Annotated in this window: 11 protein-coding genes and 1 pseudogene; 3 read left to right on the forward strand and 9 right to left on the reverse strand. The window is 73.8% G+C overall.

What is annotated here, in order from left to right:
- Window positions 1–252, reverse strand: a pseudogene (locus BGM09_RS37925) (hypothetical protein); the annotation flags it as partial.
- Window positions 253–417: 165 nt separating this feature from the next.
- Here BGM09_RS37925 and BGM09_RS22090 point away from each other — a divergent pair.
- Window positions 418–1620 (forward strand): amino acid deaminase/aldolase, encoded by a 1203-nt coding sequence (locus BGM09_RS22090; protein ID WP_188283407.1) that lies wholly within the window; start codon window positions 418–420, stop codon window positions 1618–1620.
- Window positions 1621–1696: 76 nt separating this feature from the next.
- Here the strand turns inward: BGM09_RS22090 and BGM09_RS22095 are convergent, their stop codons facing one another.
- A complete protein-coding gene (locus BGM09_RS22095; protein WP_188283408.1) occupies window positions 1697–2689 on the reverse strand; it encodes a DUF2510 domain-containing protein in 993 nt (330 codons plus the stop codon).
- A 161-nt stretch (window positions 2690–2850) separates the two neighbouring features.
- A complete protein-coding gene (locus tag BGM09_RS22100) occupies window positions 2851–3801 on the reverse strand; it encodes a LysR family transcriptional regulator (RefSeq protein ID WP_188283409.1) in 951 nt (316 codons plus the stop codon).
- Window positions 3802–3871: 70 nt separating this feature from the next.
- Here BGM09_RS22100 and BGM09_RS22105 point away from each other — a divergent pair, with 70 nt between their 5' ends.
- The gene (locus BGM09_RS22105) at window positions 3872–4993 is read left to right on the forward strand and encodes a TDT family transporter (RefSeq protein ID WP_188283410.1); all 1122 of its coding nucleotides are present in this window, start codon (window positions 3872–3874) and stop codon (window positions 4991–4993) included.
- A 29-nt stretch (window positions 4994–5022) separates the two neighbouring features.
- On the opposite strand, the gene BGM09_RS22110 is transcribed toward BGM09_RS22105, so the two are convergent.
- Complete coding sequence (locus BGM09_RS22110) at window positions 5023–5841, reverse strand: helical backbone metal receptor (RefSeq protein WP_411158350.1); 819 nt, start codon at window positions 5839–5841, stop codon at window positions 5023–5025.
- Between the two features lie 9 nt (window positions 5842–5850).
- On the opposite strand from BGM09_RS22110, the gene BGM09_RS22115 reads away from it, so the two are divergent.
- Window positions 5851–6789 carry a 5'-3' exonuclease gene (locus BGM09_RS22115; protein WP_317452829.1) on the forward strand — a complete coding sequence of 313 codons (939 nt, stop codon included), beginning with the start codon at window positions 5851–5853 and terminating at the stop codon, window positions 6787–6789.
- Between the two features lie 100 nt (window positions 6790–6889).
- Here BGM09_RS22115 and BGM09_RS22120 read toward each other — a convergent pair whose 3' ends face one another.
- Genes BGM09_RS22120 through BGM09_RS22140 form a run of 5 tightly spaced genes read right to left on the reverse strand, consistent with a single transcriptional unit; the run spans window position 6890 to window position 10835 of the window.
- The gene (locus tag BGM09_RS22120; protein ID WP_188283413.1) at window positions 6890–8125 is read right to left on the reverse strand and encodes a cytochrome P450 family protein; all 1236 of its coding nucleotides are present in this window, start codon (window positions 8123–8125) and stop codon (window positions 6890–6892) included.
- Complete coding sequence (locus BGM09_RS22125; protein WP_223187415.1) at window positions 8122–9426, reverse strand: cytochrome P450; 1305 nt, start codon at window positions 9424–9426, stop codon at window positions 8122–8124. The genes BGM09_RS22120 and BGM09_RS22125 overlap by 4 nt, the downstream gene beginning before the upstream one ends.
- Window positions 9426–10052 (reverse strand): GTP-binding protein, encoded by a 627-nt coding sequence (locus tag BGM09_RS22130; protein WP_188283414.1) that lies wholly within the window; start codon window positions 10050–10052, stop codon window positions 9426–9428. Before BGM09_RS22130 ends, BGM09_RS22125 begins: the two co-directional genes overlap by 1 nt.
- Window positions 10027–10416 (reverse strand): DUF742 domain-containing protein, encoded by a 390-nt coding sequence (locus tag BGM09_RS22135; RefSeq protein WP_188283415.1) that lies wholly within the window; start codon window positions 10414–10416, stop codon window positions 10027–10029. The genes BGM09_RS22130 and BGM09_RS22135 overlap by 26 nt, the downstream gene beginning before the upstream one ends.
- On the reverse strand, window positions 10413–10835 hold the full coding sequence (locus BGM09_RS22140; RefSeq protein ID WP_188283416.1) for a roadblock/LC7 domain-containing protein: 423 nt from the start codon (window positions 10833–10835) through the stop codon (window positions 10413–10415). The genes BGM09_RS22135 and BGM09_RS22140 overlap by 4 nt, the downstream gene beginning before the upstream one ends.
- Window positions 10836–10958 lie beyond the last annotated feature (123 nt).

The raw sequence follows: 10958 nt of genomic DNA on the forward strand, positions 1-10958 counted from the left end.
GCCCGCGATCGTCTCGTCGGGAATCAGCGCCTCGCGCTCGATCCTCGCGCCGTCGACCTTCGTCTCGCAGAAGCCCTTGAGCAGGTCGAGGAACGCCTCGCCCTGCTCCACCGCCTCGGCCGCGGGCGGCGGGGGGCCGACGGGGGGCGGGGGAACCGTCGGCGGAGTCTGCGGGCTCTGTTCCCGGCGAGGCTGGAGCGGGGGGAACGACGGGGACGTGGAGCCTCCTGCGTTGTCCACTCCAGTGCTCACCGGCGCCCCCTCGTGACATGTCCTCACGGCTCGCGCGTCACTCTACGGGGTCGACCGGACGTCGTGGTCCAGCAGGCCGTCAGGCATCCGTCCGCGTGACGCGGCAGCGGGCGGGCCCCGTACGCCCCTACCGTCCGGTAGCCCCTGTCTGGCAAGCTTCATGGCATGTCAGATCGCGCTGCCGACCGCACCCGGTACGACCGGGCCACCGCCCATCTCGACGCCCCCGTGGCGATCGTCGACCTGGAGGCGTTCGACGCCAACGCCGACGACCTGGTGCGCCGCGCGGGCGGCAAACCGATCCGGGTGGCGTCCAAGTCGGTGCGGTGCAGGGCGTTGCTGGAGCGGGCGCTGGCCCGCGACGGCTTCGCGGGCATCATGTCGTTCACCCTGGCCGAGTCGCTGTGGCTGGCGCGCGCGGGCTTCACCGACATCCTGCTGGCGTATCCGTCGGCGGACCGGGACGGCTTCGCGGAACTGGCCGCCGATCCCAAGCTCGCCGCCGCCGTCACGGTGATGGTGGACGACGCCTCGCACCTCGACCTGATCGACGCGGCCCGCGGCGGCGGCGAGGAGACCGTCCGGGTCTGTCTCGAAATGGACACCAGCCTGCGGAAGTTGGGCGGCCGGCTGCGGATCGGCGCGCTGCGCTCGCCGCTGCACGACCCGGAGCGGATGGCGGCGCTGGCCCGTACCGTCACCGCGCGGCCCGGCTTCCGGCTGGCCGGGATCATGGCGTACGAGGGGCATGTCGCGGGGGTCGGCGACGCGGTCGCGAGCCGTCCGTTCCGGTCGCGGGCCATACGGCTGATGCAGTCGGCGGCCCGCAAGGAGCTGGCGGCGCGGCGCGCGGAGGCGGTCCGCGCGGTGCGGGCGGTCGCGCCGGAGCTGGAATTCGTCAACGGCGGCGGCACCGGCAGCGTGCAGACCACAGCGGCCGAGGACGCGGTGACCGAGATCGCGGCGGGCTCCGGGCTCTATGTGCCGCGGCTGTTCGACAACTACACATCCTTCCGGGGCCGTCCGGCCGCGCTCTTCGCGCAGCCGGTGGTGCGCAGGCCCGGTGTCGGCGTGGTGACCGTGCTCGGCGGCGGCTACCCGGCCTCCGGCGCGGCCGGGCCCGACCGGCTGCCGGTGCCGTATCTGCCGGAGGGGCTGCGCTACGACCCGCAGGAGGGTCCCGGCGAGGTGCAGACCCCGCTGCTCGGGTCGCCCGCGGACGATCTGCTGATCGGCGACAAGGTGTGGTTCCGGCACGCGAAGGCCGGTGAACTGTGCGAGCGGTTCGCCGAGTTGCACCTGGTCGAGGGCGACCGGGTGACGGCGACGGTGCCGACGTACCGCGGTGAGGGCAAGACGTTCCTGTAGCCGCTGAACGCGAGGGGGCGGCACCCGGACCTCGGGTGCCGCCCCCTGTCGCGTACCGCCTCGCGCGGGCCGCGGGTCAGACGCCGGTGCCGCCGGTGCTCCCGGTGCCGCCGCTGCTGTCGGCCTTGATGCCCTGGGTGATCTGGTCCATGACGGCCAGGCCCGGGGCGTTGGAGCCGATGTCGAAGCCGAAGCGGACGACGGCGATGTTCTTCGGGTCACGGGGCGAGGGGAAGGCGAGGGACTCCACGTACCCGCTGGTGCCGGACTTCGTGACGATCTTCCAGCGGACGAAGTAGCCCTTCTTACCGGCGACCGTGACCGGCTGCGAGGCGATCTGCTGGTGCGAGGTCGTGGCACCGTAGATGTCGGTGCTGTACGCGTCGGCCGCGTTCTGCGCGATGTCCGCCTTGGCCGCCGACTCCGCGCTGGTCGCGGTGAGCTTGAGCGCCTCGGCGGGCTGGGCGAAGACGCCGCCGCGCACGCAGTCCTTGCTGGCGTCGCCGGGGCACGGGTAGCCGCCGGTGACCACGCTGGCGCCGATGCCGTTGGCGCCCGAGGTGCCGGTCCAGCCGTCGAGCACGGGAAGCCTGATGCCGTCGTAGCCGTCCACGGCCTTGCCGTCGCTGCCGCCGTCGGGACCCTGCGAGCCGTCCGGGGCGTTGGGGTCGGGCGACTGACCGTCGGGCGACCGCGGCGCCTGGGAGTCGCCTCGGTGCGGCGCCGAGGCGCTGGGCGTCGGCGAGGCGGTCTTGTCGCTCTTGTCGTCCTTGCCCAGGACCAGGATTCCGGCGACCACGCCGCCGATCAGGACGAGCGCGGCCACGATCGCGATGACCACCGCGCCGGTACGGCGGCCCCCGCCGCCGGGGCCGCCGGCCACGACGTCGCCCGGATAGCCCGGCGTTCCGGGGTAGCCCGCGTAGGGCTGCTGGACCGCGTCCACCGGGACGGGCGCCGTCCTGGTGTACTCCGTCCACGTACTCCCGTCCCACCAGCGTTCCATGGCCGGGCCGTTGCCTGTGTGCCCGGGTTCTGGATACCAGCCGGGCGGGGTCGTCGTCGTCACGGCCGTCACCCTATGGCCCCTGCATGAGAATCCCGTAAGGGCGTCGGTCACAGCCCGGTTACACCCGTTCTGTCACCGCGATTTCCGGCCGCCGATCCGCCTACGGCGCGTCCGGCGGATCACCGCCTCTGTCCCTCTGACCCTTTGGCGCTTTGGCGCTCTTACCGCTTGGCGCTCTTGCCGCGGGTCAGCGTCAGCAGGTCGCGCGCCGGGCCCGCCGGGCGGTGGCCCGCCGTCCACACCGCGCGCAGCGACCGGCCGAGGTCGAGACCGGCGACGGGGACGCGGACGAGGCGGCGGGCGGCCAGCTCCTCCACGACGGCGAGTTCGCTGAGCACCGCGGGCCCCGCGCCGCTGACGGTGGCGGCCTTCACGGCGGTGGTCGAGGCGAGTTCGAGCAGCGGTACGGCCGGGCCGCCGTGTCCCGCCAGGCCCGCGTCGAGCACCTGCCGGGTGCCGGAGCCCTCCTCGCGCAGGACGAGCGGGGTCGCGGCGAGTTCGGCCGCGGTCAGCGTCTTGCGGCGGCGGGCCCAGGGGTGGGCGGGGGCGACGACGACCAGCAGCAGGTCGTGCGCGATCACGACGGCGTCCAGACCTGCGGGGACGTCCACGCCCTCGACGAAACCGAGGTCGGCGGTGCCCGCCAGCACCTGCCGGGCGACGGCGGCGGAGTTGCCCGCGGCGAGCGAGACGGCCGTGTCCGGGTGGCTGCCGTGCAGGGCGATCAGCCAGCCGGGCAGCAGGTATTCGGCGACGGTCATGCTCGCCGCGACCCGCAGCCGGGAGTCGCGTCTGCCGCGCAGCGCCCGCGCGCCCGCGTCGAACGCCTCGGCCGCCTCCAGCACCTTGCGCGCCCACTCGCTGACCAGCGCCCCCTCGTCGGTGAGGCGTGAGCCGCCGGGCGAGCGGCGGACCAGCGCCACGCCGAGCTGCCGCTCCAGGCCGCGCAGCCGCCCGCTGGCCGCGGGCTGGCTGATGCCCAGTTCCCGCGCGGCCCGCCCGAGGCTGCCGAGCCGCGCGACGGCCAGCAGCAGTTCCATGGCGGCGAGGTCGGGGACCCGGCGGGCGAGCGGAGTGCCTGGTGGGGGCGGTGCGGTGGACGGCTGAGCCATAAGCCCACGTTATGCCCTCATAGCCTCGCGGGCTCTACCGGGGCGGCCCGAGGAAGGGGAGGGTCGGAACATGGCCACTCTTCACGCCGCTCAGCCGTGTCCCCAGGTCCGTACCCGTGTCCCCGCGGTACGGCACGTCGGTCCCAACTGGTACGCCACCGTCATGGGGACGGCGATCGTGGCGAACGCCGGGGTGGCGCTGCCGGGCGGGCAGCGCTGGCTGCGGGACCTGTGCACCGGGGTGTGGGCGCTGTCCGCGGTCCTGCTCGTCGCGGTGCTCGCGGCCCGCTGCGCGCACTGGGCCTGGCACACCGACCAGGCGCGGCGCCATCTGCGCGACCCGGCGGTGGCGCCGTTCTACGGCTGTCTGCCGATGGCGCTGCTGGCCGTCGGCGCGGGCACGCTGCTACTCGGGCCGCCGGTGCTCGGGGAGCGTACGGCGGTCACGGTCGACGCCGCGCTGTGGACGGTCGGGACGGCGTCGTCGCTGCTGGTCGCGGTGGCCGTGCCGTATCTGATGGTGGCCAGACACCGGATCGGCCTCGACGACGCGTCGCCCGTGTGGCTGCTGCCGGTGGTGGCGCCGATGGTCGCGGCGGCCACCGGGCCCGCGCTGGTCCCGCACCTGCCCGCCGACGCCGTACAGGCCAGGGAGGCCCTGCTGCTTGGCTGTTACGCGATGTTCGGGCTGAGCCTGCTGGCGACGCTGACGATGCTGCCGCTGGTGTGGTCGCGTCTGGTGCGCCGCGGGCCGCTGCCGCTCGCCCTGACACCGACGCTCTTCCTGGTGCTCGGTCCGCTCGGGCAGTCCACGACGGCGGTCGGCCAGAGCGCCGACGCGGCCTCCGGCGCCGTCCCCGCCCTGTACGCGACGGCGCTGCGCGGCTTCGCTGTGCTGTACGGCGTCCCGGTGACGGGCTTCGCGCTGCTGTGGCTCGCGGTGGCGGCGGCGCTGGTGGTACGGGCGGCCCGGCGCGGGATGCCGTTCGCGATGACCTGGTGGGCCTTCACCTTCCCGGTCGGCACCTGCGTGACCGGCGCCGCGAGCCTGGCCCGGCACACCGGTCTGCACGCGCTGGGCTGGCTGGCGGTCGGGCTGTACGCGGCGCTGGTCGTGGCCTGGCTGGCGGCGGGCGCGGGCACGCTGCGGGGGACGGTGAGCGGCCGGCTGCTGGCGGCGCCCACGGGGTGACCGGGGGCGTACTGACCGGCTGACCGGCCTCAGTACGTGCGCGCCGCCTTCAGCGCGGCCCCCACGACAGCGGGCGCTCGCACCAACGAGGGCCCGTACCAGGTGAGATGGCGACCGCTGACCAGGGCGGCGGGCAGGCCGGGGAAGGACTCGGGGCCGTCGTCGGCGGTGAAACGGTACGGCTCGTCGGGGAGGACGACGAGGTCGGCGCCCACGGCCCGCAGTTCCTCGACCGGGACCGCCGGGTAGCGCTCGGCATGTCCGGCGTAGGCGTTGCGCACGCCGAGCCGGGCCAGCAGGTCACCGGCGAAGGTGTCCCGGCCGAGCACCATCCACGGCCGCCGCCAGATCGGTACGACCGCCGTCGTCGTGACCCCCGTCGCCGTGACCCCCGTCGCCGTAACCGCGGGCACCGCCGGAATCCCCCGCCAGGCCGCCTCCGCCTCGTCCAGCCACCGCGGGCGCGGCACCCCGCAGCCGTCGACCAGCATCCGGTGCAGCTCGCTGAACGCCCGCGGCAGCGACCGTACGTCGGTGACCATGACGCGGACTCCGGCCGCCCGCAGCGCGGCAAGGTCGGCGGGACGGTTCTCCTCCTCGTTGGCGATCACCAGGTCGGGGGCGAGGGCGACGACGGCGGGCACGTCGGGGTTCTTGGTACCGCCGATCCGCACGACGTCGAGGTCCGCCGGATGGGTGCACCAGTCGGTGGCGCCGACCAGCAGTTCCGGCGCGGTGGCGGCGACCGCCTCGGTCAGCGACGGCACCAGCGAGACCACCCGGCGTACGGCGTAACGGCGCTGATTCACCCGCCCACCGTACGACGGACTGTCCGAGCCCCGTGCCATGCTGGCGCCGTGACTGACGACACGCCCGGCGGCAAACTGCTCCTGCTCGACACCGCGAGCCTGTACTTCCGCGCCTACTTCGGCGTGCCCGAATCGGTGAAGGCACCGGACGGCACACCGGTGAACGCGGTGCGCGGGCTGCTGGACTTCATCGCCAGGCTGGTCGCCGACCACTCCCCCACCGCGCTGGTCGCCTGCATGGACGCGGACTGGCGCCCGCAGTGGCGGGTGGACCTGATCCCGTCGTACAAAGCGCACCGCGTAGTCGAGGACACCGAGGGCGTCGAGGAGGTGCCCGACACGCTGTCCCCGCAGGTGCCGGTGATCGAGGCGGTGCTCGACGCGATCGGCATCACCCGGGTCGGCGTCGCCGGTTACGAGGCGGACGACATCATCGGCACCCTCGCCACCGCCTCCCGTACGCCGGTCGCGATCGTCACCGGGGACCGCGACCTGTTCCAGCTCGTGGACGACGCGCGGGGCGTGCGCGTGCTCTACCCCCGCAAGGGCGTCGGCGACTGCGACATCATCGACGAGGCGGCCATCCAGGACCGGTACGGGGTGCGCGCCGGGCAGTACGCGGACTTCGCGGCGCTGCGCGGCGACCCGAGCGACGGGCTGCCCGGCGTGAAGGGCATCGGCGAGAAGACGGCGGCCCAACTCGTCACCGAGTACGGGGACCTGGCCGGTGTGCGGGCCGCCGCGACCGACCCGATGTCCAAGCTGACTCCGGCCAGGCGGCGCAACATCATGGAGGCCGCCGCATATCTGGACGTGGCGCCCGAGGTCGTGGCCGTCGCCGCCGACGTACCGCTGCCGGACTTTGATCCGACACTGCCGGGCGAGGCCGCCGACCCCGAGGTGCTGGAGTCGCTCGCGGAGCGCTGGGGGCTCGGCGGCTCGCTGACCCGGCTGCTGGACACGCTCGCGGCCAAGGGCGCGCGCTGACCCTCTTGACGTGCGGCCTTTGCTCGCGGCCTACTTGACGTGCGGCCTTTACTCGCGTCCTATACGTGCGGCCGGACGCGGGGACCGTACGGCGGCGGCGTCAGCCGTGCAGATGGACCGGTATCCGCTGCCAGCCGTAGGCGATGAAGGACGGCACCTGCTTCAACTCGTCCCGCGGGACGGCGAGTCGGAGGTCGGGGAAGCGCTCGAAGAGGGCCGGCAGGGCGGTGCGCGCCTCCATCCGGGCCAGCGGGGCGCCGATGCAGCGGTGCACGCCGACGCCGAAGGCGAGATGGTCGTCGGCGGCCCGCGTCGCGTCGAATTCGGCGGCCGTGGGCCCGTAGTGCGCCGGGTCGTGGCCGGCGGCGGCGTACGTGGTGACGATGGCGTCGCCCGCCGGGATGGTGACCCCGTTCACCGTGATGTCGCTGACCGCGAAGCGCAGCGGCAGCGCCGCGATCGACGGGTGGACGCGCAGCACTTCGTCGATGACCGCGTCCCAGCCGATCTCCCCCGCCCGTACGGCGGCGAGTTGGCCGGGGTGTGTGAGCAGCGCGACCACCGCGTTGCCGATGAGGTTGACCGTGGTCTCGAACCCGGCGCCGATCACCAGCAGCAGGGTGTACAGCAACTCCTCGTCGCTGAGCCGGTCTCCGTCTTCGGCGCGCGTCCGGATCAGCTCGGTGGTCATGTCGTCGCCGGGGTGCTCGGTCCTGTGGCCGATCAGCGCGGGCAGGACGACAGCGATCTGCTCCTGGACGAAACGCCCGTGCTCCGGGGTCGGGTCGGAGGTGTCCATGATCGCGGCGATCAGCGTGCCCGTCGCCTCCGTCAAGTGGTCGGGGACTCCGAAGAGTTCGCAGATCATCCGCATCGGCAGCGGGTGCGCGTACGCCGCGCGCAGGTCGACCGGCCGGCCGTCGGCCGCCGCCAACTCCGGTGCGTCCAGCAGCTCCTGAGTGATCGTCTCGACCCGGACCCGCATCGCCTCGGTGCGCCGGGCGGTGAAGCTGGGCGCGACGAGCTTGCGCAGCCGGGCGTGGTCGGAGCCGTACGTGGAGAGCATGTTGACCACGCCGACCCAGCCGAGGACCCAGCCCCAGGCGGGGTGGTCGCCGACCTCGGGCCACAGTGCCCAGTGCTGGCGCGGGTCGCGGCTGACCCGCGGGTCGAGGATCAGCGACCTGAGCGTGTCGTAGCCGGTGGGCGCCCAGGCCGGGATGCCGCCCGGCAGTTCGACCGGCACCACCGGGCCCAGCGCACGTAACTCGGCGCTCTCCAGGGGGATGTCGGCGCCGAACGGGTCGATGGCCACACGGGCGGCGTGCGCGGTCATGCGCGGTCTCCGCTCTGGTCGGGGGTGCGCGGGGTGAAGCGGACGGGCAGCGCCGTCAGCGAGCGGTGGAACGGGCCCGGCCGCCAAGTGAGGCGGTCGCGGTCGGTGGTCGGTTCGAGGTCGGGCAGCCACTGGGTGAGCCGTTCGATGGCCTCGGTGGCGATCAGCAGGGTGTGCTGCTTGACCGGGCAGGAGTGCTCGCCCGCCGACCAGGACAGGTGGGAGGCGTCGCCCGGGTGGTGGGCGCCGCCCGACTCCCGCTCGGCGAAGTGGCCCAGCGCGCCGTAGGAGATGACGACGGGGACGGCCGCCCGCACCCACACGCCGTGGAAGCTCAGCGGCTCGCGCGCGAAGTGGATGCCGTAGTTGGACAGCGGCGTCTCGTACCGCAGCACCTCCACGACGGCGTCCATGACCGGGCGGGAGCCGCTGGTCAGTGTGGTGTAGAAGTCGGGGTTGCCGAGGATCCGCGACAGCGCGTTGGAGACCAGGTTCGCGGTCGGCTCGTGGCCCGCGCCGAGGGTGAGGAAGACCTGCCAGGTGACCTCTTCGGCGGTCAGGTCCTCCGGGTGGTCCAGCAGCCAGCTCGTCAGGTCGGGGCCGCGGGTCTCGCTCTTGGCCGCGATGAGTCCGAGCACGTACGCCCCGAACTCGGCCTCGCCCTCGGCCGCTTGGACTCCGCCCTCCATCATCTTGCCGAGTGCGGCCTCCAGCCGGCCGCTCTCGCTGTCCGGCAGCCCGAACAGGTTGTTGAAGATCAGCGACATCAGCGGGCGCGCGAAGTCCGCGACGAGGTCGGCGTGGCCGACGGGTCCGAAACGGCCGATCAGGATGTCCACCGCACGGTGCACCCGTTCGCGCAGATCGGCGGGTTCCACCAGGTCGACCGCGTCGGCGAAGGCGCGGCGGTAGCGGACGTGCGCGTCGCCGTCGGAGAACAGGGTGTTGGGCCGCCAGCGCATCATGCCGAGGACCGGCGCGTCCTCGGCGACCGTGGACTCCCACGGGCGCGGGTCGTGCGACCAGGTCTCCGCGTCACGCAGCAGGTCCAGCGCGGCGCGCCGGTCGGTGACGACGTACGCCGGTACGCCCGGCGCGAGTTCGGCCCAGCCGAGCGGGCCCTGCGCCTTGAGCGCCGCGTAATAGCGGTGCGGGTCGGCGGCGAAGCCGTCCTCCCAGAGCCGGACCGGCGCCGACCGGGCGAAGGCGTCGGCGGGGGTGTCGGGCGCGGGAGAGGGCGCGGCGGGCTCGGCGGGCTCGGCGGGCTCGGCGGAAGACGGCGCTGCGGGAGTGGAAGTCATCAGAGGGCTCCGGGCGTTGGGTCGGCGTCCTTGCGGTCGATCAGGTGCTGCACCAGCGCGAGCAGCGCGTCGACGGAGGAGTTGGTGTCGCGGGCGTCGCACGCCACCATCGGCGTGCCGGGCTCCAGGTCGAGCGCCTGCCGCAACCGCGCCTCGGTGTACGTCCGCGCGTCGGGGAAGGTGTTGAGCGCGACGGCGTACGGCAGGCCGGTCTCCTCCACCAGGCCGAGTACGTCGAAGGAGTCGTTGATCCTGCGGGTGTCGACCAGCACCAGCGCGCCCAGCGCTCCGTACGCGATGTCGGCCCACAGCGAGCGGAACCGTTCCTGCCCGGGGGTGCCGAACAGGTACAGCACGACGCCTCCCGCCATGCTGATCCGGCCGAAGTCGATGGCGACGGTGGTGGTGGTCTTGTCACGGACGCCGTCGAGGTCGTCGACAGCGGCGGACGCCTCGCTGAGGTGTTCCTCGGTGTGCAGCGGGCGGATCTCGGAGACCGAGTCGATCAGCGTGGTCTTGCCCACCCCGAACGGACCCGCCACCAGGATCTTCACCAACTCGCGGGCGCTGTCCGGCAGATGCACATCGCCTCGGTGGGGGTCAGTGCTTGAGGGCGCGGAGGCCATCGGCCACTCTCTTCAGCAGGTCGGGTTCCGGTGGGTCGGCTACGGGGACGGGCGGACGGACGCTGACCAGCCCCCGGTCGGTCAGCTCCGCCGCGAGTACCCGGACGGCGGAGACGGGCAGCCCCAGCAGGGCCGCCGTCTCCACCACGGTGAGGGATCCGCCGTCCAGCAGTTCCAGCAACGCGTGCTGGGCGGCGCGGAGTTCGGCGGGCGGTTCGGCGGGCGGTTCGGCGGGAACGGCGCCGTCGGCGTCGGTGCTGGTCAGCACCGACAGCCGCTCCAGGCTGTCCCGGCTCGGCCGCGCCACCCCGCCGGTGGACAGATAGGCGGGGACCAGCGGGCGGCCGGTCCGGCGGCCGGTCATTGCCCGGTGCCGCCATCGTCCGCGCGGGGCGCGGCGGTCATGGCCTTCTCTCCGAGCCTGGCCACCTGCGAGTGGACCCGGTGGGCGAGCAGGTCGAGACGGACCTCGGGACCGCCGAACGCGGCCACGCACGTGCCGTGTTCGGTGGGCGCGACCAGGATGTAGCCGTGGTCGGACTCGATCACCACCTGCCGGATCCGCGCGTCGGTGCGGTCCGCGAAGGCGGCGGCGGCCGTACGGCAGGCGCCCTGGACGGTGCTGGTGATCGCTGCGGTGCGCTCGGCGGTGGCCTGGGACAGGGCCTCCGAGTATCCGGAGACGAGACCGTCCCTGGTGAGCAGGACGACGGCGGTGACATGCGGGATCTCCAGGATCGGATCCAGCACCCACGCGGTGTCGCCGGTGTCGCGGCTGGTCATCGCGGGTCGTTCCCTTCGGTGTCGACGGCGTTTCTGGCCGCGGCGGTTCCGGCCTGGAGGGCGCCGAGGGCCGCGGCGGCCTCCTCCGGTGTGCGGGCGGACGCCGCGGGCGCGGCGACGGCC

Source organism: Streptomyces sp. CBMA29 (genome assembly GCF_014596445.1).
Taxonomy (GTDB): domain Bacteria; phylum Actinomycetota; class Actinomycetes; order Streptomycetales; family Streptomycetaceae; genus Actinacidiphila.

Bases quoted from the DNA above. Each gene is read 5' to 3' on its own strand.
- BGM09_RS22125 (WP_223187415.1), bottom strand. From the start codon at position 9,426: ATGACTTCCACTCCCGCAGCGCCGTCTTCCGCCGAGCCCGCCGAGCCC.
- BGM09_RS22105 (WP_188283410.1), top strand. From the start codon at position 3,872: ATGGCCACTCTTCACGCCGCTCAGCCGTGTCCCCAGGTCCGTACCCGT.
- BGM09_RS22140 (WP_188283416.1), bottom strand. From the start codon at position 10,835: ATGACCAGCCGCGACACCGGCGACACCGCGTGGGTGCTGGATCCGATC.
- BGM09_RS22110 (WP_411158350.1), bottom strand. From the start codon at position 5,841: ATGGCACGGGGCTCGGACAGTCCGTCGTACGGTGGGCGGGTGAATCAG.
- BGM09_RS22090 (WP_188283407.1), top strand. From the start codon at position 418: ATGTCAGATCGCGCTGCCGACCGCACCCGGTACGACCGGGCCACCGCC.
- BGM09_RS22100 (WP_188283409.1), bottom strand. From the start codon at position 3,801: ATGGCTCAGCCGTCCACCGCACCGCCCCCACCAGGCACTCCGCTCGCC.
- BGM09_RS22135 (WP_188283415.1), bottom strand. From the start codon at position 10,416: ATGACCGGCCGCCGGACCGGCCGCCCGCTGGTCCCCGCCTATCTGTCC.
- BGM09_RS22130 (WP_188283414.1), bottom strand. From the start codon at position 10,052: ATGGCCTCCGCGCCCTCAAGCACTGACCCCCACCGAGGCGATGTGCAT.
- BGM09_RS22120 (WP_188283413.1), bottom strand. From the start codon at position 8,125: ATGACCGCGCACGCCGCCCGTGTGGCCATCGACCCGTTCGGCGCCGAC.